This is a genomic window from Pseudomonas sp. TH43 (genome assembly GCF_016650635.1).
GTDB lineage: Bacteria > Pseudomonadota > Gammaproteobacteria > Pseudomonadales > Pseudomonadaceae > Aquipseudomonas.
In genome coordinates this window covers 267,544-292,760 of record NZ_JAEKFI010000001.1, presented here as the reverse complement: position 1 = coordinate 292,760, position 25,217 = coordinate 267,544, and the positions used below count along the sequence as shown (strand labels likewise).

The 25,217-nt window shown below is 59.3% G+C and carries 16 protein-coding genes; 2 read left to right on the top strand and 14 right to left on the bottom strand.

What is annotated here, in order from left to right:
- Positions 1-16: 16 nt before the first annotated feature.
- From JFT81_RS01175 to JFT81_RS01115, 13 genes are all read right to left on the bottom strand, one after another.
- The gene (locus tag JFT81_RS01175) at positions 17-1,870 is read right to left on the bottom strand and encodes a polyurethanase (protein WP_201225674.1); all 1,854 of its coding nucleotides are present in this window, start codon (positions 1,868-1,870) and stop codon (positions 17-19) included.
- A gap of 197 nt (positions 1,871-2,067) precedes the next feature.
- Complete coding sequence (locus JFT81_RS01170; protein WP_201225672.1) at positions 2,068-3,756, bottom strand: polyurethanase; 1,689 nt, start codon at positions 3,754-3,756, stop codon at positions 2,068-2,070.
- A gap of 75 nt (positions 3,757-3,831) precedes the next feature.
- A complete protein-coding gene (locus tag JFT81_RS01165; RefSeq protein WP_201225670.1) occupies positions 3,832-6,909 on the bottom strand; it encodes an autotransporter serine protease in 3,078 nt (1,025 codons plus the stop codon).
- A 211-nt stretch (positions 6,910-7,120) separates the two neighbouring features.
- Positions 7,121-10,072, bottom strand: a complete 2,952-nt coding sequence (locus JFT81_RS01160; RefSeq protein ID WP_201225661.1) for an autotransporter serine protease — start codon at positions 10,070-10,072, stop codon at positions 7,121-7,123.
- A gap of 198 nt (positions 10,073-10,270) precedes the next feature.
- On the bottom strand, positions 10,271-11,632 hold the full coding sequence (locus JFT81_RS01155; RefSeq protein ID WP_201225654.1) for a TolC family outer membrane protein: 1,362 nt from the start codon (positions 11,630-11,632) through the stop codon (positions 10,271-10,273).
- A 2-nt stretch (positions 11,633-11,634) separates the two neighbouring features.
- The gene (locus tag JFT81_RS01150) at positions 11,635-12,984 is read right to left on the bottom strand and encodes an HlyD family type I secretion periplasmic adaptor subunit (protein WP_201225652.1); all 1,350 of its coding nucleotides are present in this window, start codon (positions 12,982-12,984) and stop codon (positions 11,635-11,637) included.
- A complete protein-coding gene (locus JFT81_RS01145) occupies positions 12,981-14,756 on the bottom strand; it encodes a type I secretion system permease/ATPase (protein WP_201225650.1) in 1,776 nt (591 codons plus the stop codon). The genes JFT81_RS01150 and JFT81_RS01145 overlap by 4 nt, the downstream gene beginning before the upstream one ends.
- Before the next feature lie 198 nt (positions 14,757-14,954).
- Complete coding sequence (locus tag JFT81_RS01140) at positions 14,955-15,386, bottom strand: AprI/Inh family metalloprotease inhibitor (RefSeq protein ID WP_201225648.1); 432 nt, start codon at positions 15,384-15,386, stop codon at positions 14,955-14,957.
- A 90-nt stretch (positions 15,387-15,476) separates the two neighbouring features.
- Positions 15,477-16,943 (bottom strand): serralysin family metalloprotease, encoded by a 1,467-nt coding sequence (locus JFT81_RS01135; protein WP_201225646.1) that lies wholly within the window; start codon positions 16,941-16,943, stop codon positions 15,477-15,479.
- A 491-nt stretch (positions 16,944-17,434) separates the two neighbouring features.
- The gene (locus JFT81_RS01130; protein ID WP_201225644.1) at positions 17,435-18,520 is read right to left on the bottom strand and encodes a polyamine ABC transporter substrate-binding protein; all 1,086 of its coding nucleotides are present in this window, start codon (positions 18,518-18,520) and stop codon (positions 17,435-17,437) included.
- Between the two features lie 53 nt (positions 18,521-18,573).
- Positions 18,574-18,918, bottom strand: a complete 345-nt coding sequence (locus tag JFT81_RS01125; protein ID WP_201225642.1) for a cupin domain-containing protein — start codon at positions 18,916-18,918, stop codon at positions 18,574-18,576.
- Positions 18,919-18,948: 30 nt separating this feature from the next.
- Positions 18,949-20,355 (bottom strand): FAD-dependent oxidoreductase, encoded by a 1,407-nt coding sequence (locus JFT81_RS01120; RefSeq protein ID WP_201225640.1) that lies wholly within the window; start codon positions 20,353-20,355, stop codon positions 18,949-18,951.
- Between the two features lie 52 nt (positions 20,356-20,407).
- Entirely contained in the window at positions 20,408-21,223 is an 816-nt protein-coding gene (locus JFT81_RS01115) for a helix-turn-helix domain-containing protein (RefSeq protein ID WP_201225638.1), read from the bottom strand.
- A gap of 263 nt (positions 21,224-21,486) precedes the next feature.
- On the opposite strand from JFT81_RS01115, the gene JFT81_RS01110 reads away from it, so the two are divergent.
- Complete coding sequence (locus JFT81_RS01110; protein WP_008086496.1) at positions 21,487-21,759, top strand: DUF1652 domain-containing protein; 273 nt, start codon at positions 21,487-21,489, stop codon at positions 21,757-21,759.
- A gap of 50 nt (positions 21,760-21,809) precedes the next feature.
- Here JFT81_RS01110 and JFT81_RS01105 read toward each other — a convergent pair whose 3' ends face one another.
- The gene (locus tag JFT81_RS01105) at positions 21,810-24,284 is read right to left on the bottom strand and encodes a UvrD-helicase domain-containing protein (protein WP_201225636.1); all 2,475 of its coding nucleotides are present in this window, start codon (positions 24,282-24,284) and stop codon (positions 21,810-21,812) included.
- Between the two features lie 237 nt (positions 24,285-24,521).
- Here JFT81_RS01105 and JFT81_RS01100 point away from each other — a divergent pair, with 237 nt between their 5' ends.
- A complete protein-coding gene (locus JFT81_RS01100) occupies positions 24,522-25,217 on the top strand; it encodes a pirin family protein (RefSeq protein WP_201225634.1) in 696 nt (231 codons plus the stop codon).

Here is a 25,217-nt window from a genome sequence, read left to right as displayed (position 1 = left end):
TGTAACGACCTTGTTATCAGGCGATGACGATGCCGTCAGCGTTCAGGCTACCGAGCGAAACGCCAACCAACGTCACCGAGTCATGACCAAACGTCAGCACCGTGTCCTGCCCCACCGTCGAGGCGTGGGAGCGGAAGTCGTCGTTGGGCAAAACACCCTGCACGCCAAGGAACACCAGTTTGTCGTTGGAGGTGAATCCGACCACCCGATCCTGCCCGAACGCGCCGTTGAACAGGAACGTATCGGCTCCCCCGCCGGATTCCATCAGGTCATTGCCGGCGCCGCCGACAAACACGTCGTTGCCCGTGCCGCCAATCAAATGATCGTTGCCATCGAGGCCGAACAGCCAGTCGCCGCTGGCGTGGGCCTTGAGCGTGTCGGCGCCACTGCTGCCTTTGACGCTCGATTCATAGGCGGTGACGTTGTTGCCCACCTTCAAGCCGCTGGCCGTGACGCTGTGGGTGACCTCGTCCTTGAACAGGCCCCAGAGGAAGCCCGGCTCCTTGGTGACAATACTGCCGATGTCACGGGTGATGCTGATTCCGCCTTTGCCATCGCGGACGTACAGATTGCCGGCACCGTCGTTGGCGAAGTCGAACGTGTTCACCGACTGCTGCAAGTCGAGGGTGTTGCTGCCCTGCCCGCCAAGAATGACGTTGTAGCCGCCACTGTCGCGAAAGGTGTCGTTACCCGCGCGGCCTTCCAGATAGTCGTTGCCGCTGCCGCCCTGGATCAGATCGTTGCCGTCGCTGCCAATGATGAACGTGCTGCCCTTGTGGGGTTCAGCGTTGCGGTTGAGGTCCTGCACCCAGGTGTTGGCACGCGCCGGGTCGGACAGGTTGGCCACGATGATTGTCGAATCGCGGCTGGTGAGGTCGTAGAACTTCGATTCGATGACCCGATTCATGCCGTCACCGTAAGCGGTCGGCAAATGCGAAATCCATGTCGGGATATTGAGGATCGAATATGGCAGCAGATTCCACGCGGTCGATGCGTAGTGATCGTTGAAACTGACGATGTTGTCGGTGGTCGACGCATGCGGCGCGTCGTGCACGCCAACCGACGCGCCAGTGAAGGTCGAGCCGTCGAGGGCGCGGAACACCGGATCGTTCTCATAGCCGACGTTGAGCACTTTGTCGGTGCTGCTCTGGGTCGGTGAGGCGTAGGCAATGTAGTTGGAATCGGCAAAGAAACCGCCCCATTTGCCGCCGCTCAAATCCGCCATGCTATTGACTGCAAGGCCGCCGAGGCTGTGGCCGCTGACGAGGACGTCCTTGCCGGTCAGGCCGTTGGCCTTGGCGAACGCGACCACGTCATTGAGCAGATTGCCGAACGCTTCGCCGACGTAGTTCTTCGCGTAATCCTTGGGGCCGAACGCGGCGAGCAAGTCATTGATCACGTCGCCGATGGAATCGAGGATCAGGTTCTCACGCGGGCCGCTGGTGCCGCGAAAGGCAATGCCGATTTCCGTGAGGTGGCCCTGGGCGTCGTACTTGCCGAGAATCTCGACCTGAGCCGTGGTGTAACCGGCCTTCTCGCCAAAGAAGGTTCCGCGCGCGTCAGTCTTGCCGTCATAGCCCAGTTGCGAGGCGGTGATGGGTGTCCAACCGGCCTTTTTTACAGCGTCGAGCGCGAGTTTTTCCGAATCGGGGTTCCACGGAATGCCGGGGATGACGCCCTGGGAGTCGGTGCCGCCCAGCAAGGCCGTGACCAGTGTCGCGGGCAGGCCAATGCCGAAACCATTGTGCTGATAACCGGCGGCAAAGCCGTTATCGAGGTTGTGGTAGGAGTACAGCGTGATTGCCATGGCATCACTGAACAGTGCCTTGGAATCAGCTGTAGTGAAGTTTTTGTAGTCATACACACCCATTGCTATTGCCTCTCTTTTGTTGGAATTGTCAGAGATAGCTCACAGCCAGGGCGCCCCACGGGGACGCCCCGGAGCATTTCAAAACTACTTGCTGCTTTTAACTGTGGGAGCAAGCCTGCTCGCGAAAGCGGTGTGTCAGCTACTAAAATGCTGACTGACATGCCCTCTTCGCGAGCAGGCTCGCTCCCACATTGGATCTAGGCGAAGACGAAACTTGAATCCGACAGGTTAGTCACGCCAACCCCGACCAGGGTCACGGCATACTCGCCAATCTTCAGCACGGTGTCGTTGCCGGCCTGCGACGCATGTTGCTTGTAGTCGTAGCCCTGCCCCGCGCCTTCGACGCCCATGAACACCAGTTTGTCGCTGCCCTGATAGCCGTTGATGGCATCGAAGCCGAACGCGCCGCTGAACAGGAAGGTGTTGTTGCCACCCACTGCCGTCATCACGTCGTTGCCGGCGCCACCGACGAAGGTCACATGGCCCTTGTCGCTGATCAGTTGGTCATCGCCCCCCAGACCAAACAGCCAGTCACCGTCGGCCGTCGCGTGCAGCGCGTTGCCGTAGGCGTCACCACTGAGTGAGTGGCTGTACTGGGTCAGTTCGTCGCCATTGGCCAGGCCTTTGGCGGTGACGTTCCAGGTGATCTCCTTGCTGCTCCACCACGAACCTGATTCCTTGCTCACCAGCGCGCCAATGTCGCGGGTCATGCTGATGCCGCCGTAGGCGTCACGCACATACAAGGTGCCGTCACCGTCGTTGGCGAAGCTGAAGTTTTGCAACGGTTTCTGCAGTTCGAAAGTGTTATGGCCCTGGCCGCCGAGCAGAATGTTGAAACCACCGTCATCACGGAAACGGTCATCGCCGCCGCGCCCTTCAAGGAAGTCGTTACCCGCCCCGCCCTTGAGCCAGTCGTTGCTGTCGGTGCCGATAATGAAGGTGCTGCCGGTGTGCGGTTCGCCGCTGCGGCCGAGGTCTTCGACCCAGGTTTTACCCCGCGATGCCTCTTCCAGGTTGGAGACGATGATCGTCGAGTCCTTGCTGGTGAAGTTGTAGAACTTCGAGTCGATGACCCGATTCAAGCCATCGGCATACCCGAGCGATCCATGCGCCGACCAGCTCAGCGGATTGATGATGCTGAACGGCACCAGGTTCTGCGCGGTGGACGCGTAATGGTCGTTGAAGTTGACGATGTTGTCGGTGGTCGACTCATGCGGCTTATCGTGTTTGCCCATCGATGCCGTGCTGAACGTGGTGCCGTCAAGCACACGGAAAACCGGATCGTTCTCGTAGCCGATGTTCAACACGTTGCTGCCGGTGCTGCTCTGGGTCGGCGATGCGAAGGCGATGTAGTTGGCGTCCTTGAAGAACCCGCCCCAGTTGCTGCCACTCAACTCGGCGACGCTGTTGACCCCTAGCCCGCCGAGGCTGTGGCCGCTGATCAGCACGTCTTTGGCGGCGATACCGTTGGCGATGGCAAATGCCGCGACAGACTTGAGCAGGTTGTCGAAAGCGTTTTTGGCGTAGTTGCTCGCGTAATCCGACGGCCCGATGGCGGCCAGCAGGTTGTTTTTCAAGTCGCCGAAGGTGTCGCTGAAACCCAACCCGCCGGTGCCGCGAAAGGCAACCCCGATACCGATCAACTTGCCGGCAGCATCATATTTGCCGAGCACTTCGGCTTCGGCGCTGGTGAAGCCGTCTTTCTCGCCGAAGAACGTGCCCTGCGCGCCGACTTTGCCCTGATAGCCCAGCGCTGTTGCCGCGACGGGTTTCCAGCCGGTGGCCGGCAATGCCTGGCCGGTCGGCGTGTAGGCATACAGCGTCAGTGCGATGGCGTCGCTGTACAACGCTTTGCCATCGGCATTTTTATAATCGAACAGTCCCATGTTGTGCTCTCTCTTCCTTCAAAACCGGCAGTTCTCTGCAGAACTGCCGGTACGCTTTAGCACTGCCAGTGCTGTTTAGAACTGCCAATCGAGGGTCAGACCCACACCGTGGTCCTTCTCGTTCGAGCCGATCAGGCCGTTGTAATCCAGGTTCACCCGCACATCGCGGTTGAGCGCCAGACCTGCGCGTACACCGACCACAGCGGCATCGCGATCCATCGACACACTCTGCACATTGAACGCGCTGTTGCCATTGGCAAAGGCCAGATGACTGTCAGCATCGACGCTGCTCAGGTTGTGCTGCCAGCCCAGGCTTGCGCCGAGTTCCAGCTGATGCTTGTCCGACAGGGCAAACGTGCGCTTGGCACGCACACCAAGCGTCGACAGCACCACGTCACGATTGTCCTCACCGCCCTTCAATGCAGCAGCATCACCCTTCTCGGTGAAACTGTCGGTGTTGAGGTGAACGTAAGACAGATTGGCGAACGGTTCCAGGTTCATCGGTTGCAAGCCCAGATCATAAGCCGCTTCGGTGAACAATTGCGCTGTGGTCGCATCGCGTTTGGTTTTCTGTTTGCCGCTGACGTCGCCGAATTGCAGGTCACGTTTTGCATCAATGCGGTGCCAGCTGTAAGCGCCACCCACGGTCAGACGCAGTGCTTCGATTTGATGACCCAGGTACGCACCCAAGTGGTAGCTGTCGACCGACGCCGACGAATGCGTGCCACTGCCCATGCTCAATGAACTGTCGCTATAACCTGTAACGAAACCGAGGCGCGTATCTTCAGCAATCAAGCCATCGACACCGGCCAGCAATCCACCGATGGAGCTGGTGGAATCGGCATTTTTGTTGCCGCCATCGCTGGTGCCCCACGAACCAAGCACCTTGACCCAGGCGTTGCTGCGATCGTCAGTCGGGGCATTGGCGTTGAACAGATCGCGCTCACGCAGACGTTCGCCGACGGCCTCGCGCAGGTAACGGCTGTCGTTGATCAACAGCGTGCCAATGGCCGGGTGAATCTCGCCGGACAGTTGCTGGAACGCCTGTTGCGCGGAGGCGGCGTTGGGTGACAGCAGCAGCGTCTCGAACAGCGCATTGCCTGCGCCCAGACGCTCTGCGGCTGCACCGACGGCACGCTGATTCGGCGTCAGGCCAACGCTGGCAAACGAGGCGCCATTACGCCCGACATCTAGTTGCACACCACTCACCGAATACGCCAGGGTGCCGCCGAGGAACGCATAGTCGGGCAGTACCTGACCGAATTGCCCTTGAATGCCGCCCGCCGCCTGGAGGATGTTGAACTGCGTGCCAAGCAGGCTTTTTACCTCGGTGGTGGTCAATAGCGTTGGGCTGTTTTCCAGCGACAGGCTCACCGTGGCTCCGTCGATCACCGCCTTGCCACCGGCAACAATCTTGTCGCTGGACGTCGGCGAGACTTCGACCGCGTAGGTCGAACCCGGCTCGAAGGTCACGTCGCCTGCGACATTCAGGGTGCCGATGGAATTGCCCGGCGCCACGGTACCGCCGTTTTTCACCGACAGTGCGCCGATGCGGCCGTTACCGCCAAGGATGCCGCTGTCATTGACCGTCACCGCTGACGCCAGCGAACCGTTGATGGCCAAACGGCCCTGATTGACCAGCGTCGGACCGCTGTAGGAGTTATTACCGGTCATCACCAAGGTACCGATGCCCTGCTTGGTCAAGCCGCCATGGCCGGAAATGTCGTTGCGCCAGGTGTCGAGGCCGCAGGTGATGTCGTTGCACACGCGTTCGGTCGGTTTGCCCTGATCGATGATCGCGCCGATGCCCGGCAAGTCCGCGACGAACTGGCCGGAACCGTAGGCACCGTCGATGCGGAACTCTTCAGGTATGTCCTTCTCGGTGACGAACATCGCCGGCCCGTCGATGCCTTTGCGCAGGTTGATCATGCCCCAGCCGTACAACGCGTCGATGCCCGGCGCGCCGAGGTCGGTGGCGGTCGTACGCAAGACCGTGGCGACTTGATCGCCGGTCATGTATGGGAAGCGCTCCATCAGCACGGCCATTGAGCCGGCCACGTGCGGCGCCGCCATTGAGGTGCCGTTGTAATTTTTGTAGCCCGTGGTCAGGTTGTCGGCGTTGGTGCCTTCGATGATCGAGCTGTAGATTTTCGTTCCGGGGGCCGAGACGCAGAAACTCGCGGTGTAGCCGCAACGCGACGAGAAAGTGCTGATGATGTACGGATTGGCGCTGGTCAGATCCGGGTTCTGCTGCAGTGCGGCAACGGTGATCCAGTTCGGCGCGATGTCCGGGACGAAATAGCCGAGACCGGCGATGGCGTCCGGGTTGTTGAGGTTGTAGTCGTTGCCCGCAGCGAAAATCGTCACGATGCCACTGCGCGCAGCGGCAATCGCGCCGTCATAGGCGCCGCCTGGCTTGGTGCCGAGCAGTGTGCGGATTTCGTTAAACTGCAATTGCGCGTCGTTGACGGTGAAGTGCGGGTACGCCGGGTTGCGGCCGCCGAGGTCGAAACGGTCGGTGATGCCGATGCCCCAGCTGTTGTTGATGATCCGTGCGCCGCTGGCGATCAGTGCATCCCAACCGGCCTTGTACACCGCGCCGTCGTTGCCGCGGACGATACCGTCTTCCGGGCCCGGATCACCGTTGTCGGCGCTGATGATCTGCGCGCCGAAAGCCACGCCATGCATCGGCCCGCCGTCACGACTGCCGGCTGCGATACCGCCAACGTGGGTGCCGTGCGCGCCGAGTTTGCCGTCGGAGCCGACCGAGGGCGAACCGTCATAACGGAACGCATCGCCGGCCTTCACCGGGATATACGGGTCGGTGTATTCACGAATGCCGCTGGTGACCAGGGTGATGACTTTATTGCTGCCCGAGAACTCTGGATGCGCGGCGTAGACCGGTTGGTCGAAGATTCCGAGTTTTACGCCTTTACCGGTGTAGCCGGCGGCGTATGCGTAATCGGCACCGATGGCGCCCAGGCCCCAATCGGCCTGAAACTCGGCACTGCGCCAACTCGACGGATCGCCCGTGCGACCGCTCTCCACGTAGGGCGCGGCATGGACTGTGCCGATGGCACAGAGCACGGCGAGCGTGAGGGTTTTCAGGGCAAAACGGCCACCCGTTTGCGCGGGGGTTTTATTGTTATTCATCCAGCGACCTTCCTTAGTGATGTTGCGAAAAAATCCGTCTCTCTCAAACCGTTACGCTTACCTGTGGCGAGGGGATTTATCCCCGTTGGGTCGCGAAGCGGCCTCAGTAATCTTTCAGACAAACCAAGTCGTCTGGGTTTGCGTCTGCTGCGCAGCCGGACGGGGATAAATCCCCTCACCACAGGTATGTGAGCAGCCGTGAATCCGTGGTTCAGAACTGCCAGTTCAGGCTCAGCCCGACGCCATGGCTTTTCTCGCGATTGGCCAGTTGTCCGTTGTAATCGAGGTTCACCCGTACATCCTTGCTCAGCGCCAGGCTCGCCTGCACACCGACCAACGCGGCATCGCGCACCAGTGGCGAACTCTCAACGCTGTATGGCGTACCGCCGCTGGCAAAACGCAGGTGCTGTTCGGAGTCAATGTCGCTGAGGCTGTGCTGCCAGCCGAGGTGGCCGCTCACATCCAGTGATTGTTGCGTCGACAGGTTGAAAGTCTTGATCGCCCGCACACCCAGAGTGCTCAGTACGGCGTCGCGCTGATCGCCTGAGCTTTTCAGTGCGGCAGCATCGCCCTTCTCGGTGAAACCTTCAGTGTCGAGGTGCACGTAGGCCAGATTGGCGAACGGTTCCAGTGCGAGCGGTTGTAAATGCAGTCGATAGGCCGCTTCACCAAACACTTGAGTTGTGGTCGCATCGACCTTGGCTTTCTGCTTGGCACTGACCTCGCCGTACTGCAAATCGCGTTTCACATCGGCGCGGTGCCAGCTGTAAGTCGCGCCGGTGCTCAAGCGCCAAGCGCCGATTTCATGACCGGCGTAGGCGCCGAGGTGATAGCTGTCGACCTTGGCCGAGGAATGCGTGCCCGAGCCCATGCTCAGCGAACTGTCGCTGTAACCGGTGACCAGACCGATGCGCGTCTGCTCGTCCAGCGCACCGTCAACACCGGCCAACAGGCCACCAATCGAGGTGCTGTAACCGGCCGTATCATGACTCGAATCGGTCGTGCCCCAGGCGCCGAGTGCTTTGACCCAGCCGTTGCTTTGCGCCGCGGAGGCATCGTGCAAACGCTCGCCCACGGCATCGCGCAATTGGCGGCTGTCGTTGATCAGCACCGAACCCAGCGCCGGATAAATCTCACCGCTCAGTTGCTCAAAAGCTTGTTGCGCAGAAGCCACGTTCGCCGACAGCAACAGACTTTCGTAAACCGAATTGCCGGCGCCCAAGCCTTCAACCGCTGCGGCCACCGAGCGTTGATTCGGCGTTTGGCCGACGCTGGCGAACGTTGTCGCATTGCGTTCGATGTTGAGCTGAATGCCGTTGGCGGCGTAGTCGAGGCTGCCGCCGATGAACAGATAACTCGGCAGCACCGCGCCAAACCGGCCTTGAATACCTCCGGCCGCTTGCAGAATGTCGTATTGGTGACCGAGCAGACTTTGCGTTTGAGGCGCGCTGAGCAGGGTCGGGCTGTTTTCCAGCGACAGACTGACGGTTGCACCGCTGATGGTGGCGCTACCGCCGGCGACAATGCGGTCGCTGCTGGTGGGCGACAATTCCACGGCGTAAGTCGAGCCCGGCGCGAAAGTGACATCGCCGGCCACATTCAACGTGCCGATGGAGTTGCCCGGTGCCACGCGGCCGCCGCTGTTGGCGGTCAGCGCGGCAATGTGTCCGGAACCGCCAAGGGTACCGCTATCGTTGACGGTGACTGGTGAGGCCAGCGAACCGTTGACCGTGAGCAAGCCGCCGTTGATGGTGGTCGGGCCGCGATAGGTGTTTTCTCCGGTCAGTATCAAGTGTCCGGCACCGGATTTGATCAGGCTGCCTTGATACATCCGCCCCGCCGCTGCTGCATCTCGGGCCATCCCGACCGCGTAATCGGTTTGATCTTGCTGACTGGCGCCAGCCGCAACACCGTTCTGCCAGCCTTTGTCCTGTAGGGTTTGCTGCCAGGCGCTGTGTTCGGCGAGGTCTTCGTTCCGGCGCTGGATCAGCGCCTTGTCGGAGATGTCATTGCTCCAGACATCGGCCTGCCCTGTGCCCAGATTGGCGTCAAACGCGCCGAGCAATTGCCCCGGCCCGCGCATCGCCCGGCTCAGATTGGCCACGCCCCAGCCGACTCGCTCCGTCGGCGCATCCGTCACCGAACCGTCGAGTTGTGTGGCGGTGGTCAACAGGGTTTCCAGCGCCTGCTGATTGTTCATGTACGGGTAGCGTTCCATCACCAGCGCCAGTGCGCCGGTCGCGTGCGGTGCCGACATCGAGGTACCGGATTTGATCGCGTAACCACCGCCGGGAATGGTGCTGTCGATCTTCGCGCCAGGTGTGGTGATGCACCAATACTTGGCGATGCCGCATTGGTTGTACTTCTGCTGGTTGCTTTGATCGAGCCCCGACACGGCCAGCCAGTGGCCTTCGAGATCCGGCTGAAAGTACGGCAGCGCCGAGCGCACGCTAGCGTTCGGGTAACCGCTGTTGCCGGCACTGAAGACGTTGATCACCCCGCGACGCGAAACATCGGCAGCGGCGTCGAGCCAGGTGCCCTTGTTGAAATGCTGCGCGTAGGCAGCTTGGAGATCGGCGAGTGTTCGATAGCTGACATCCGGTGGCTGGCTGCCCCAACTGTTGTTGATCGCGCGCACGCCGGCATCGGCCAGCGCGTCGTACACCGCTTTGAAGTAGCGCGGATCGGGATTGGGGCCGAACAGAAAACTGTCGTTGTTGTTGGTGTTGCCGACGTAGATCTGCGCGTTGTACGCCACGCCGTGCATGCCGCTGCCATCACGCGAGGCGCCCATGGTGCCGACCACGTGGGTACCGTGGGAGTCGTTGTTGGGGTTGAGCGTGCCATCGACGTTGAACAGCGAGCCATCGACGTAACTGCCGTTGGCCAGCACCGGGTGATAACGCTCGGTGACGAACTCGGGATGGGCTGAGTCGAAACCGGAGTCCAGCGCGCCGATTTTCACCCCTTTGCCGGTGATGCCGGCGGCATAGGCTTGATCGGCCTGCATGCGATTCAGGCCCCAGTCACGCAGGTATTCGGCGCTGCGCCAACTGGCGGGATCACCGGGTTTACCGGACTCCAGGTATTGCGCCTGAGCCTGGGCTGTTGAAATCACAAGCAGCAGGGTACCGACCGAAATCGGCTTGATGCGTACGTCCATGTTCACCACTCACTTTTCTTATGTTTTAGAGTTGCTCTACCAGAGGAATACTGCCCCCCTGTGGCGAGGGGATTCATCCCCGTTCGGCTGCGAAGCAGTCGCAAATCCATGCGACGCGTTTTTCCTGGACGACCGCTAGGGGGGCGCTTCGCGTCCCAACGGGGATGAATCCCCTCGCCACAGGTCTGCGTCAAACCATCAATTGGCGCGGTGACCGAACGCCTCGTCCACCCGAGCCAGATCCTGTTCGCTCAATGTGCCGGCGTAGTAATGCAATTTGGTCCACGCCATCAAATAGTCGTACCGCGCCTGCGCCAGATCGCGGCGGGTGGTGAACAGTTGCTGCTCGGCGTTCAACGCATCGAGGTTGGTTCGTTCACCGCCGAGAATGCTTTGCTTGGTCGACACCACCAGTGCTTCGGCGGACGTCAGCGCTTTCTGATAAGCGCGCAACTTATTCACTCCCGACAGACAGGCGCTGAACTGCCGGCGCAGTTCGATCAGCGTCTCACGGGTCTTGCCATCCAGTTCGTATTCGGCCTGCTCCATGGTGCGGCTGGCTTGACGCGTCGATGCGGACACGCCGCCGCCCGCGTACAGCGGCACGCTGACTTCGAGGCCGATCGTGTTGGTTTCGTAGCGCTGGTTGTAAGTGTTGCCGCTTTCCGACTCGTTCTGCCGCATTGACGCATAGGCGTTGATTTTCGGCAGATGCCCGGCTCGATTGCGTTCTACTTCATAACGCGCCACTTCTACGGCCTGGCGCTGCGAGGCGAGATTGGGGTTATTGCTGATCGCCATCTCGTGCCACGTGTCGAAGTTGGCGGGTTGTAAGGTAAACGTCTGGAAGTTCTGATCCAGCGGCAACAGATCGGTAATGTCTACGGCGGGAACGCCGACCAGTGCACCCAGTTCGCGCAACGCGGCGTCTTGTTCATTACGTGCCTCGATCTCCTCGGCTGTCGCCAATTCGTAGCGCGACTCGGCTTCAAGAATGTCGGTGCGGGTACCTTCGCCCTGTTTGAACATGTGCTCGTTCTGCTGGAACTGCTGTTCGTAAGCCTTTTTCTTCGCCTGCGCGATATCGATCTGATCCTGGGCAAACAACGCCTTGGTGTAGTTGTCGAGCACGCGCACCAACAACTCCTGGCTTTTGCCACGAAAGTTTTCATCGGCGAACAGTGATTGCGCCACGCCCTTGCGATACGCCGCGTAGGCCTCGTAGTCGAGCAAAGGTTGCTGCAGCGTCAGCGCCGAGCCGTAGCTGCTGTAGTTGCGGTCATCGGTACGATTGCGCGCGCGCTCATCCAGAGAGGTCGCTTTCGACGAGTTACGTCCCTTGTTGTAGGTGTAACCCAGCCGTGGCAGCAACCCGGCGCGGCCAATGGCGCGATTCTCAAGACCGGCATCGCGTTCCTTGATTGCCCCGAGGAACACCGGGTCATTGCGCAACGCCTGTTCGTAAATCTCGAACGGCCCCAGGGCCGCCACTGCTGAGTGACTCGCGAGCAGCATCATTGCCGCACCGAGCATCGAAAGCTTATTCATACAGCCGAACATCCTTATTCCTCGGTCAACGCGGAGCCGGCCCGGTCGAGCAGCGGTTTGAACAGATAGTTGAGGAGTGAACGTTCACCCGTACGCACGAACATTTCTGCCGGCATACCAGGCTTGATCACCAGACCGTTGAGTTTCTCCATGGCCTGATCGCTGACGCTGCTGCGCAACACGTAGTACGGCACGCCGGTTTTCTCATCGACCATCTGGTCGGCGGAAATCAGGCTGACTTCGCCCGGTACGCGCGGGGTTTTGCTCTGGTTGAACGCGGTAAACAGAATGTCCACGGGCAGGTGCGTGCCCACCTTGTCGATCAGGTTGATCGGCAAGTGCCCTTCCACTTCCAGCGTGGTGCCTTGCGGCACAATTTCCAGCAGGGTTTCGCCCTGACGCACCACTGCGCCTTCAGTGTGCACGCCGAGATTGACCGCCACACCGTCGGCGGTGGCCATGATCTCGCTGTGCTGCAGGTCGAAACCGGCGGAGGTCAGTTGCTCGGACAGGGTCACGCTTTTCAGCTGGGCATCGGCCAGTTGGGTGCGCACTTCCTTCTGGTATTCCTCGCTGTGCTGTTGCAGCTTCAGGCGCGATTCGAGGATGCCCTGCTCCACGCGCCCGCTTTCACCGGTGTTTTCTGCCAGTTGCTGTTGCACTTGCGACAGTTGGCGCTGGTATTCCATCAAACGGTTGCGCGGGATGTAACCGTTGTCGGCCAACGGTTGCAGGTTGCTCAACTGTTGTTGCAGCGAATCGGCCTGCGCATTCAGGTCGGTGCGCGCACGGCGCATGCCGGCCAGTTGCGCGGTGGCACCTTCGATGCTGGCGCGCAATCCGGCCTGTTCACGGTAGAACGCTTCGCGACGGCTGCTGAACAATTGACGCTGGCCTTCGAGCACCATCGCCAGACGCGGGTCAGGATCGTTGCTCAATTCGGCCGGGAAAGTGACTTGTTTGAGGTTGTCGCGCTCGGCCTGCCAGCGTGCGAGGCTGGCCCAGGCCATGCGGTATTGTGCTTGCAGCGATTGCACGTCGGCCGCGACTTGCGTCTGATCGAGACGGAACAGCGGTTGCCCCTGCTTCACGATCTCGCCTTCGCGCACCAGAATCCGGCTGACCACGCCGCTGCTCATTGACTGCACAGCTTTGCGCTTGCCCGATACGACGACAGTGCCTTGCACCGGAATGCCCTGATCGAGCGGTGCCAATGCCGCCCAGGTGAAGAAGCTGCCGGCGCCGACGATGGCCAGAATCCAGCCCATGCGCGCGAAGAACTTCGCATCGCGCTCCGGGCGTTCGGTGATGTAGGCGTGTTCCATGTTCGCTTCGTTTTCAGTGTTCATGCTGGCGCTGCTCATACACCCGAATTCCTTGTCGTCGGCTGATACTGCCGGCTCATGCTGAGCCCGCCCGGTGCTTGTGCAGGTTTTTCACGCTGTTGTTCTTGCTGGCCGGAAAGAGCCTTGAGCACATCCTGGCTTGGGCCGAAGGCTTGCAAGCGACCGTCGTTGAGTACCAGCAATTTGTCGGCCTGGGCCAGCACCGAAGAACGGTGCGTGACCAGCACGACGGTGGTGCCCTGGGCCTTGAGCGCGGCAATGGCGCTGGCCAATGCCGCTTCACCAACGGTGTCGAGGTTGGAGTTCGGTTCATCCAGCACCACCAGGCTCGGCGTGCCGTACATGGCGCGCGCCAGGGCGACGCGCTGCTTCTGGCCACCGGACAAACCGCTGCCGTCCTCGCCCAATTGCGTGTCGTAGCCTTGCGGCAAACGCAGGATCATTTCGTGCACACCGGCCTGTTGCGCGGCGGCCACGACTTTTTGCGGATCGGCCTCGCTGAAACGCGCGATGTTCTCGGCGATGCTGCCACTGAACAGCTCGATGTCTTGTGGCAAATAGCCGATGTAGGGACCGAGCTGGTCGCGGCTCCAACGGTGAATATCGGCGCCGTCCAGACGCACGATGCCGCCCAGCGTCGGCCAGACGCCCACCAGCACACGGGCCAGGGTCGACTTGCCGGAGCCCGAAGCCCCCAGCACGCCCAGCACTTCACCCGCGCCCAGATTGAAATTGACCATGTGCAGCGTCGCCGCGCGTTGCCCCGGCGGGCCGGCGCTGACTTGTTCGAACGTGATCTGGCCTTTCGGCGCCGGCAGCGCCATGGCCTCGTCGCTTGGCGGGAAAGCTTGCAACAGCGCATCGAGACGGCGGTAAGCCAGCTTCGCCCCGCTCCACTGTTTCCACACGGCAATCAACTGGTCGATCGGGCTCAGTACACGCCCCATCAAAATCGAACCGGCGATCATCATGCCGGCGGTCATATCCCCCTTGATCACCAGCAGCGCGCCAAGGCCCAGTACCAACGATTGCAGGCACAGGCGCAGGGTTTTACTCAGCGAACTGATCACCGCGCCGGTATCGCTGGCCTGATTCTGCAAGCCGAGAAAACGCGAGTGCACCTGGAACCAGCGCTTGCGCAGCGAACCGAGCATGCCCATGGCCTGAATGGTTTCGGCGTTGTGCAGATGACTGGTGGCCAACTGGCTGGACTTCTGCGAAAAACCGGCAGCATCGCCCAACGGCTTCTTGGTCATGTATTCGTTGAGGCACGCCAATGCGATCAGCAGCAATGCGCCTGCCGTCGCGAGGACGCCCAGCCAGACGTTGAACAGATAAATGACGAACAGGTAGACCGGGAACCACGGCGCATCGAAAAACGCGAACAGCGCAGGCCCGGTGACGAATTGCCGAATGTGCGTCAGGTCGCCCAACGATTGCCCGGCGTTGCCCTCGCCCTTGAACAGGTTTCGCTCGAACGCCGCTTGATAGACCCGCAGGTTGAAACGGCGCTCCAACTGGCTGCCGATGCGGATCACGATAAAGCTGCGGATCACTTCAAGCAGCCCGATGAAGGCGAAGAACCCGACCACCATCAGCGACAGCATCGCCAAGGTCGTTTCATTTTGCGACGACAGCACCCGGTCATAGACCTGGAGCATGTAGATGGAGGGCACCAGCATCAGTACGTTAATCAGTGCAGTAAAACAGCCGACACTGATCAGGATGCTTTTATAGTCACCCAAAGCCTTGAATAAGGGAGCGGTGGCTGGGGCCTTCGCCATCTTCATTGATTCTTCCTGAAAGTTATCCCGCCGACTGTTGGCGAGGCTTCAATTAATGATCGGCTTAACGCCGGAACTTGCTGTGTGGTTGATCGCTTACACTTTCATAACAACTTACGCTATTTACTACGGTGCAGTGGCCACCAACAGTCTTCTTATAACCAGGCGATACCGCTTTATATCAAAAGCTTGTCGCATACTTGATCATTGCGATGATGTCGCCGCGCGCTCAAGCGTAATCTCCAGGCCCGACTTCAAAGTTGTCAGGTAAAGCCCATCACGTTGTCGGCTGAAAAACTGGATTCTTGAGCCTTCCTTGCCAGTGATGGAAATTCCGTCGGGGTCGGGAAACCAACCGATCGGCGTCTCTTCCAGCCAGGCGCCCAAGCAGTCGGCGCCCTCGCCCAGGGTCTTGTTCACTTGCAGATCGATGATGCAGATGTTGGACGGTTTGTCCTGATGCGCCTGAGTGTCCGCCACTTCGTTGCGAGCATTCAGTGTCGCCTGCCAGTGACCGGCAAATACCGAGGGTTCTTCGAGTCTAAGGCTGCTTGCCATGGTTGCTTCTCCAAAAATCATTACCAGTGCGGGCATCAGCCACGCGACAGTCTTGCGGGCAAAAGCGCTGTACGTCATAGGATTATTCGCTCCGGCGCGTAGCCTTGCTTACAGGGTAACGCGATGCAAGGGAAGAAAGCGGCGCTCGCACGCCGCTTTCTTTTTACATCACGCCACGATGTCGCTGGTTGCTGCCTGGCCCACGGTGCTGACAGCAAAGTCAGCCACGCCGTGCCCGGAGAAGTCCACCGACAGCAGGCTGTTACCGCCCGACGAGGTCAGAATTGCATCGCCGGCTGCACCGGTGAAGCTGCTGACGAAGTGCAGGCCGGCACCTTTGGTGATGCCGGTCAGGTCGATTTTGTCCAGACCGCTGACGAAATCGAGGATCTGATCGATGGCACCCGGCTTGGAATCGGAGCTGGCTGCGAACACAAAAGTATCCGAACCTGCGCCGCCCCACAGTTTGTCGGCACCACCAGCACCGTAGATGATGTCGTTGCCGGCACCACCTTTGAGCTCGTTGGATGCGCTGTTGCCGATCAGCAGATCGTTGCCCGAACCGCCGATGGCATTCTCGATGGTCACGCCTTTGGCGATCGAGACGTTACCCACCAGGCCACCAACATCGGAGAACGAGGCTTCATTGAGGTTGATCTTCTGGTTCTGGGTGAAACCCGAGAAGTCGAAGGTGTCCTTGCCGCCCGCATCCCACACCGAGAACACCAGCTTGTCGCTCGACGACGAGGCGCTGAGGAAGTCGCGGCCAGCATTGGAGTTGAAGCCGTAGGTGGTGTCACCGGTACGGGTGTTCATGTTGGCGCCGTAGAGCTTCTGGATGGCGGCGATATCGTCCATCAGTGGGCCGGACGAATACGCTTCGACGCCGCCCTTGCTGAAGTTCTGGTTGGTATTGCTCTCGCTCCAGTAACTCATGACGCTGTAGCCGCGGGTGTCTTGCCCGTAGGACGCGTCGTTGTAAGTCGGGTTGCCATTGCCGGCGTTGTAGTCGCCAGGATGGGCCAGACCGAGGCTGTGGCCGATTTCGTGAGTCAGGGTCTGACGACCGTAGTTGTTCAGATCCGGGGTCTTGTTCTGCGTGTAGCCACTGTTGATCAAGTACCACGACGTGCCGTCGTAACCGTTACCGGTGCCCGGCAGATAGGCGAACGCTGCCGCGCCATCCTGGCCACCGCTGTAGTTACCGAAGGTCATGTGGCCGTCGCCGCCCGAGGCTTTCTCGGTGAAGGTGACGTTGGCCACGTCCGCCCAGGATTGCATGGCGAGCTTGGCCTGGGCCTGCTGTTGTGCGCTGAACTGACTGAACCCGGTGATCCCGTGCTTGTTCATCGTGCTAGACGATGCTGACGTCAGGAACGTGTAAGTGAGCTCAATCTTGCCGCTGCCGTCCTTGTCCTGATAGGCAGCGCCGTCGCGCAGCAACTGCGTTGCGGCCTGGTCCACGGAGAAGGAGGGTTTGCCATTGACCGTGAGGTTGCCACCACGGTCGTATTGATGGCTGAAGCTATCGATCTGGTTGTACGCCGAGCTGGCTGCGGCCAGAGGTTGCGGCGCCGCGGACAGCTGGAAAGCCTGTTCGGCGGTATCAATAGCGTTCGCTTTAACTTTCGACATAAACACACTTCCTTGTTTAGCAATGGAACAGTTTTTGTCCGATAGGACTCTCTCTGGCGAGATCGTCCTATCACTCGCCCAATGAAGGCATCAGAAACCTGACACAATTTGAAATCTGACGTCTAGCGTTTTTTTGAGATCAAATTGAACTGTTTGGTAAAACTGCCGTAAACAAAGCGTGCGGGGCCTGAATATTGTTTGAAGTTGCTGGTTTGCGTCTAACTGTCCGACGATTTTCTATTTAATTATTAAATATCGGTAAGTTGTTTTTTGCAGGTTACGTCTCACTTTCCTGCACTTTATCGGTGCAGTGCCAGTGTATTGATATCAACGCTTACAGCCTTCAAAAACACTATCAAACTGTAGGAGTTGACGAGTAAAACGAGGCTGCGATCTTTTGATCTTGAAATTTAAAAATCAAAGGATCGCAGCCTCGTTTTACTCGTCAGTTCCTACAGGATCCCTACAGGAACAGGGTTTACCGGGAATGCTCAACTGCCAGTGCGGATTTTGTTCCAGACGCGGGTGCGGATGCGGTCGATGTTCAGAGGCATGGCTTCCAGTGCGAATAACTTGCCCATCATTTCCGGGCTCGGGTACACCTTGGTGTCGTTCTTGATCGCCGGGTCGATGAGGCTGTCGGCCTGTTCGTTACCGTTGGCGTAGTGCACATAGTTGCTGATGCCGGCCATCACTTCCGGGCGCAGCAGGTAGTCCATGAACGCGTAACCGGCCTTCTCGTCCGGCGCATCGGCGGGCATGGCGACCATGTCGAACCAGATGGCGGCGCCTTCCTTGGGAATGTTGTAACCGATGTCGACACCGTTCTTGGCTTCTTTGGCGCGGTTTTCCGCTTGCAGGATGTCGCCGGAAAAACCGACAGCGACGCAGATGTCGCCATTGGCGAGGTCACTGGTGTACTTCGAGGAGTGGAAGTAGCTGACGTAGGGCCGTACTTTCATCAGCAATGCTTCGGCTTTCTTGTAGTCCTCGGGATTCTTGCTGTGGTGCGGCAAGCCGAGGTAGTTGAGCGCCGCCGGGAGCAATTCCGGGCCGTTGTCGAGGATCGCCACGCCGCACTTTTGCAGCTTTTCCATGTACTCGGGCTTGAAGATCAAGTCCCAGGAATCCACGGGCGCGTCATCGCCCAGTACGGCTTTGACCTTGGCAATGTTGTAGCCGATGCCAGTGCTGCCCCACAGGTACGGGAAACCATGTTCGTTGTTCGGATCATTGACCTGCAACGCCTTGAGCAGCACCGGGTTGAGGTTCTTCCAGTTCGGCAACTGGCTCTTGTCGAGTTTCTTCAGCGCCCCGCCCTGAATCTGGCGGGCCATGAAGTGGTTGGACGGAAACACCACGTCGTAACCGGATTTGCCGGTCATCAGCTTGCCGTCGAGGGTTTCGTTACTGTCGTAAACGTCATAGGTAACGCCGACGCCGGTGTCCTTCTCGAAATTTTTGGTGGTGTCGGGAGCGATGTAATCGGACCAGTTGTAGACCTTCACCGTTTCCGCTGCCTGGGCGAGGGAAACGGCGAGCATCAGCGGTGCCAGAGCGAGGGTTTTGCGGATCATGGATCGATTCCTGTGTAGGTTTTTTTGTTGGCAGGCAATCAAAGATCGAAAAATCAGAAAATCAGCACGTAAGTCTTGCGCACGGTCTCCTGGATATCCCAGATGCCGAGCGTGTTGGCTGGCAACATCAGTGCGTCGCCACCTTGTATGTGCAGGGTTTCACCACCGCCGTCGGGGGTGAACGTGCAGCGCCCGGAGATGAAATGACAGAACTCCTGAGCAGTGATCTGTCGACGCCAGCGGCCCGGCGTGCATTCCCAGACGCCGGTTTCGACGCCGTCATCGCGCTCGACACTGGTGGTCGAGGCAATCGCCACCGGCTCGCCGAGTGGCACGGCGACCGGGTTGGATTCGTCCAGCGGCAATGTGGCGGTGTTCTTGAACTGCGTAATGCTCATGGTCTGACCTGTCTTTTAAAGAGAACGGCGTTAGTGCATGAAACCTTCCATGAAACCGGCGACCTGGCTGGCGAGTTTGCGCCGCCATGGCGCGGTTGCCGGATTGGCCAGGGTCTGGTCTTCGTGGACAAAGCTTTTGATGATCGCGTTGTAACCGAGCCATCGGCATGGCTCCGGCTCCCAGGCGCGCAACGCGTGTATTGCGCCATCGGGCAGCACCCACGGCTGCTTAACCAGTTCGGTGTCGCGCTCCAGAATCAAATCCGCCAGCGTACGCCCACCGAGATTGCTGGCGCCGACGCCCTCCCCGCCATAACCACCGGACAGCGCGATGCCGTTGGCGCGATCGCAGAGCATGTGCGGTTTGAAGTGCCGCGACATGCCGAGGTTGCCGCCCCAAGCGTGAGTGATCTGTACGTTTTTCAGTTGCGGAAACAGTTCGCCGAACAGATAGCGGCGCAGTTCGACCTCGTCGCGCGTCAGGTCGAAGTTATGGCGGAGCTTGCCCGCGAACTGATAGCCGCCACGGGCGCCGAAAATCAGACGGTTGTCAGCGCTGCGCTGGCCATAAGTGACCTGACGGCTGAACTCGCTGAACGCTTGGCCGCGGTTGAGGCCAATTTCATCCCAGGTCGCCGCGGACAACGGCTCGGTGGCGACGATCAGGCTTTGCACCGGTAACTGATAACGGCCCAGTGGTGGCAAGGTCACCGAATAACCTTCCACGGCTGGCACGATCCAGCGGCTGCGCACGCTGGCCTTGGCGGTGCGCAGACTGCCAGATTGCCAATGGGTGACCGGGCTGTTTTCGTAAATCTTCACACCCATGGCCTGCACGGTCCGCGCAAGACCGCGCACCAGTTTTGCCGGATGAATGGTTGCCACATGCGGCGCGTAAATGCCGCCGTAAGGTTTGGCGATGCGAATCTGCTGCGCCAGTTGCTCAGGGCTGAGCCAACGATAATCGTCGTCGGTCAGGCCTTGGGCGTGCAGCGTGCGGAGGTATTCCCGCAGTGTGGCCTCTTGCTCGGGATAACGCGCAGCGCAGTAAAGCACGCCGCCCTTGCGGTAATCGCAGTCGATGCCTTCGCGTTCGAGGACAACTTCCACCTCATCGGGAATGCTGTGCAGCAGATCAAAAGACGCGCGGCGCTGCTCGGGCGACAGGCCTGCGAGCAGACGATCTTCGCCCAGCAGATTGCCCATCAACCACCCGCCATTGCGCCCGGATGCACCGAACCCGGCGGTTTGCGCCTCGACGATGGCGATCTCCAGCCCCGGCGCGAGCTTCTTCAGGTAGTACGCGGTCCACAGCCCGGTGTAGCCGGCGCCGATGATCGCCACGTCGACGTCCAGGTCCCGCTCAAGCTCGGGCCGCGCGGTCAGCGGCTCGTCGAGTTGATCCATCCACAAACTGATAGTGCGCCACGCCGGCATGCAAGACTCCGCCACTGAAAACCTTCGATGGCGTCGATCCTAGTGGCAGTGCTCAGGACAAGTCTTGCGCGCGTGTCCGCAAAGAAATTTGTTTCGCGTAAGCCTTCGGCGACTGCCCGGTGTGCTGGCGGAAGCAACTGTAAAACGCCGACAGCGAATTGAATCCGGCGGCGAAGGCCAGTTCATCGATACGTACCGGAGGTCTGGCGTCGTCCAGTGCGCGCAGCAAATGCTGCAACCGCGCCTGATTGACGTAGCGGTAGAAGCTCTGCCCAAGCACTTGGTTCAGCAGGTAGGAAATCTGATTGCGGCTGTACCCGCACTCCTTCGCCACGCGTTGCAGGTCGAGTTCGGGATCGAGGTAAGGCTGCTGTTTGTCGAAATACTGCTGCAGATCGTCGGCCATGAAGCTCAATTGACGCGGCGACAAACCCAGGCGACTGACTGCCGGACGCTGACTCGATGCGCTGGCGCCTTGGGTTTGGGCGCGCACGAGTGAAGCGTATTCGTTGACGCGCCAGATCAGTCCGTCCCTGACCGTGATGGCCTCGCTGGAACGGAACGACACCAGGCCATCGCCGCCACGCAAGGTCACTTCGTATTGAATGAACGCGGTGTCGCCATCGATGCGAATGCGGTCGCAATGCTCAAGCAGCTCGTCGGATTCTCGCGGCATGCTGACGCGCACGTACTCGCGCAACTCGTCGAGACCGAGTACGCGATTCTGGAAGAAGTCGTTGTATTGAATGTCCGGGTGATACAGCGCCATCACGGCGTCCAGGTCGCGGTGTTTCCAGCTCAGGTGGTAGCGCATGACCGTGGCGGACGTGGCCTGGGTCTGTTCTGGGCCGTCGTTGTCGGCTTGCATAAAGGGCTCAGCGAAAAAGAATCGAGCTTGCCCAAGTTCGGCACAGGCTTCAATCACTAATCCGTAGTGGCACTTTGGCGATGATTGTGTAGGCCGTGACTTACATCAAAAAATGCGAAGCAATCGCCAAATGAACTGAAAAATCTCACAGGAAATTCACACGCGGATGCTACTTTTAATGTCAGTTACCGGTTGAGCCAATGAAGGCTCTTCCCACCTAACATGAGCAAAAGGAATCGCTCGATGAAGAAGGCGGGCAACACATGAATAAAGGGTCAAGCAAAGTCACGTTCCCCAACGCCTGCCAGTTGATGCGCTGGCATTTTCATCCTATGGGTTTCGAGGCAACAATGGATGCGCCGGGTAGCATGATCGCTCGCCTGTTTGATCGAGCCAGTGGCGAAACCATGATCGCCATCGCCGGCATTCCTTGTGCCACGGTGATGAATGCAGCAGATGTCGAGCGAATTATCGAGGCAGTGGAGGATGAGCTGGAGGCTTTTGTTCCTCCGGAGCTATTGAGGAGTTACGCATAATCAATTGATTTAAAACGAAAAAGCCCGCATTGCTGCGGGCTTTTTTGTGCTTATGCCTTTGCCTTTTGTGTGCGGTGATCGGCAAAAAACGCTTTGCCCTTGGCGACCCGATCAGAGGCGCGTGGCATGTTCCCCGCCTGGTTCTCTTGCGGCTCGACGTACCAGTAACAATGGCTTACGGCGCGAGTAATGCCCACGTAGGCCAACCGCAGGATTTCGTCCTTTTGCGAGCTGTCGTATGGCTCGCTGTCGCCACTTTTACCCAATCCGGCCATGCGATAGACCTGGTTTTTGTAGGGCGAACTGGTTAGATGCTGGCAATCGCCGAGCAGAAAAACAGCATCCGCTTGCAGTCCTTTGGCGCTGTGGTAAGTCAGTTGTTTTAAGCGCCGGGCTTCATGGGGCAAGCTCGAATCAACATTAACAACAGGCTGAATATGCTGCTCAATCAATAACTTATCGCTGCTTTTTCGATAGAGCATCAAGATTGAATGGCCCTGACGGTAGTGCTCGGCGAGCCGCTCGCCCAAGGCTTGATCGTCGCGCTCCATCACATTGACCGGCTGCAATGCCTTGGGCTCACCGCTGGCCTTGGCTTTCTTGCCGGGAATTGCCGGCGCTGCGCGAACGATGTGTTCGGCCGCATCGATGATGTGCTGATGACTGCGGTAGTTGTCGCTGAGCATCACCCGTGTGGTGCTCGGTGAAGGGAATTCCTTGTTGAACGCCATGAAATAGCTCGGCGAGCTGCCCCGCCAACCGTAAATCGACTGCCAGTCATCACCGACGCACAACAAGGACGAGCGCTGTGCGCCCCGCCCGACATGCATGGACGGGCCACGGCTGCGGACTTCTGTAAGGCTGGCACGGATCCACGAGACGATCTGCGGCGATACATCCTGAAATTCGTCGATCATCAGGTGCGACATGGGTCGCAGCAGCTCATCACTCAACAGTTTCAAATTCTCCGACGAATGCTCACTGAACAGGGCAAACATCCGGTTGTAGGTCATCACCGGCGGTTTCTGATCGAGCAGATGATCTTCAAACGCACGCCAGAACAGACTCAACGCCTCGAAGAAAAAGCGATCCGGGTCATCCTTGGCGAAGCTCATGCGGCCAACGGCATCCGGCACGTCGAGCCCCAGGTTTTCAATAAAACCTGCGGCGGCGACAAAACAGTCGAGCAACGGCGCGGAGGCGAGCTCGCCTTTGACCTTGTAATCAAAGCCTGGGCCAGCGCTCGCATCACCCGCCAACGTTGCCAGAACACGCTTGGAAGAGTCGTAACTATCGAGCCATATCAACGGCTTACGGCAAAAAGCTTGAAACAGGGTGCGCTTGACTGCCCACTCTGCACGTAGCGAAAGCTTGGCGTTCGGGCGGCAGATTTGTGCGTTCTCGCGCGGATCAAAACCAAGCACAACCCACGCATCGAGGCTGGGAATGTAGCCATGGCAGTGGAACGTCGAGCCGTTGATGTCGAAGGTCTGACGCTTAGGCTCGATGCCTTTGATTGGCCAGGCGCCGGCGCGAAACCACAGGTCTTCAATGGCATCGCACAGTTCTTCATCGCGCTTGGCCGCCAGCTCAGTCACTGCCATGCGTTTTTGCACGTCGGGGTGCTCGCGTTCCAACTCCTTGAGCTGCATCCCCGCTCGGGACAACGGCTGAATCAATTGGCGAAAGCGCTCGTCCTCGTTGAACAAGCGGTGGTAGCAGGCATTGAGTTGCTGACGCTGAGCATCGTTGATACGCAAATCAAATGGATTGCTGTCGACGTCGTCATCAGCGCCCTGCGTCCGCTGACTGAGGTTTTCGAACGCCTGCAAACGCTCAAACCCCGGCAGGCTGCGTACCATCGGCAGAATGCGCGAGTGAAAGGTGCGCACCAGTTCCCGCGCCTGCTGAAGGCTCAGCATCTGCCCCCACAGCGCAAACATTTCGAGCAGTTTGCTGATGAAATCCTTGCGCGACTCGCGAGTGAAGGTCACCACCGTCATCGAATCGAGTTCAAAGCCCAAGTAGTGGCTGAGCAACAGAATGCGCAGAACCAGCGTGGTCGACTTGCCCGCACCGGCGCCAGCCACTACGGAAGTCGAAGGCGTATCACTGAGAATCATCTTCCATTGCGCGGCGCTCGGCTGCGCGTGCTCGGGCAGTAAACGCGCGACGTCGGCCTTGATGCGCTTCTTCAATTCGGCTGTCAGTGGAAGGCGCCAGTCGTCGAACAGATGGTTATCAACACTTGGCGGTCGGTGTTCGGTGCTGCGACTGTCGCGGATCAGCAGGACTTGCCGCCCTTCTTCCAGGCCTTCGAGTTTGCCCTCGTTGAAGCCGTACTCGACGCCAGCGGTGTGACCGCTGCGAAAGCCATCGGCTTGGCCATGCAACCACGATGCGCGGTGCTGCGCGCGCAAACGCGTCAGACCATGGCCAAAGAACCGTGCGGCCAGGCGTTTCAGCCACGGCATTTCGGCAAGTGGGCGAAGTTCGGGAGGAAGATCGGGGGAGTGTTGCGCCACGCTGACGGGCTCCAGTGTGTGAGGCTGTTGATGGCTATGGTGTCTGCATTTGCCGTTGAGTTCTAGCGAAATGCTTGCGGGTCATTGGCTTAGGCGATGAACTGAAGGTGGGATGAGAGCGTTTCGAATTGATTCTCATCGATCAATTCGATCCTGATGCCGCACTTTTTACGCTTTTTATCGATGTTTTACTGATAGATGATCGGTGCCATAAACCACAGGTTTCAGGAGACGATCATGCTTGAACTCAGACCTTTCAGCTCGCTGGGCGGCGCCCATCACGGCTGGTTGGATGCCCATCACCACTTTTCGTTCGCCGAGTATCACGATCCGCAGCGCATGAACTGGGGCAACCTTCGGGTGTGGAACGACGACATCATTGCCGCCGGCACCGGGTTCCCGCAGCACCCTCATCGCGACATGGAAATCATCACCTATGTGCGTGAAGGTGCGATTACCCACCAGGACAACCTCGGCAACAAGGGCCGCACTGAAGTGGGTGACGTGCAAGTGATGAGCGCGGGCACCGGTATCGCGCACAGCGAATACAACCTGGAAGCCAAAGACACCAAGATCTTCCAGATCTGGATTTTGCCAACTGAAACCGGGGCTCCACCGTCGTGGGGAGCGAAACCGTTTCCAAAAGGTCAGCGCGAAGGTTTTGTGACGCTCGCCAGCGGTAAGGACGGTGATGACCAGAGCTTGCGCATTCGTGCGGATGCGCGTTTGGTGGCGGCGAATATCAGGGCTGGGGAAACCGCTGAGTATCGTCTGGATGAAGGGCGTCGTGCTTATCTGGTGCCGGCGACTGGCGTGATTGAAGTCAATGGCTTGCGTGCGCAGGCTCGAGACGGTGTAGCGGTTGCGCATGAGCGGGTGCTGACGGTTACGGCAATCGAGGACAGTGAGATCGTGCTGGTTGATCTCGCCTGA

Bases quoted from the DNA above. Each gene is read 5' to 3' on its own strand.
- JFT81_RS01115 (WP_201225638.1), bottom strand. From the start codon at position 21,223: ATGCAAGCCGACAACGACGGCCCAGAACAGACCCAGGCCACGTCCGCC.
- JFT81_RS01160 (WP_201225661.1), bottom strand. From the start codon at position 10,072: ATGGACGTACGCATCAAGCCGATTTCGGTCGGTACCCTGCTGCTTGTG.
- JFT81_RS01155 (WP_201225654.1), bottom strand. From the start codon at position 11,632: ATGTTCGGCTGTATGAATAAGCTTTCGATGCTCGGTGCGGCAATGATG.
- JFT81_RS01120 (WP_201225640.1), bottom strand. From the start codon at position 20,355: ATGCCGGCGTGGCGCACTATCAGTTTGTGGATGGATCAACTCGACGAG.
- JFT81_RS01100 (WP_201225634.1), top strand. From the start codon at position 24,522: ATGCTTGAACTCAGACCTTTCAGCTCGCTGGGCGGCGCCCATCACGGC.
- JFT81_RS01125 (WP_201225642.1), bottom strand. From the start codon at position 18,918: ATGAGCATTACGCAGTTCAAGAACACCGCCACATTGCCGCTGGACGAA.
- JFT81_RS01110 (WP_008086496.1), top strand. From the start codon at position 21,487: ATGAATAAAGGGTCAAGCAAAGTCACGTTCCCCAACGCCTGCCAGTTG.
- JFT81_RS01130 (WP_201225644.1), bottom strand. From the start codon at position 18,520: ATGATCCGCAAAACCCTCGCTCTGGCACCGCTGATGCTCGCCGTTTCC.
- JFT81_RS01145 (WP_201225650.1), bottom strand. From the start codon at position 14,756: ATGAAGATGGCGAAGGCCCCAGCCACCGCTCCCTTATTCAAGGCTTTG.
- JFT81_RS01175 (WP_201225674.1), bottom strand. From the start codon at position 1,870: ATGGGTGTGTATGACTACAAAAACTTCACTACAGCTGATTCCAAGGCA.
- JFT81_RS01150 (WP_201225652.1), bottom strand. From the start codon at position 12,984: ATGAGCAGCGCCAGCATGAACACTGAAAACGAAGCGAACATGGAACAC.
- JFT81_RS01165 (WP_201225670.1), bottom strand. From the start codon at position 6,909: ATGAATAACAATAAAACCCCCGCGCAAACGGGTGGCCGTTTTGCCCTG.
- JFT81_RS01135 (WP_201225646.1), bottom strand. From the start codon at position 16,943: ATGTCGAAAGTTAAAGCGAACGCTATTGATACCGCCGAACAGGCTTTC.
- JFT81_RS01140 (WP_201225648.1), bottom strand. From the start codon at position 15,386: ATGACGTACAGCGCTTTTGCCCGCAAGACTGTCGCGTGGCTGATGCCC.
- JFT81_RS01170 (WP_201225672.1), bottom strand. From the start codon at position 3,756: ATGGGACTGTTCGATTATAAAAATGCCGATGGCAAAGCGTTGTACAGC.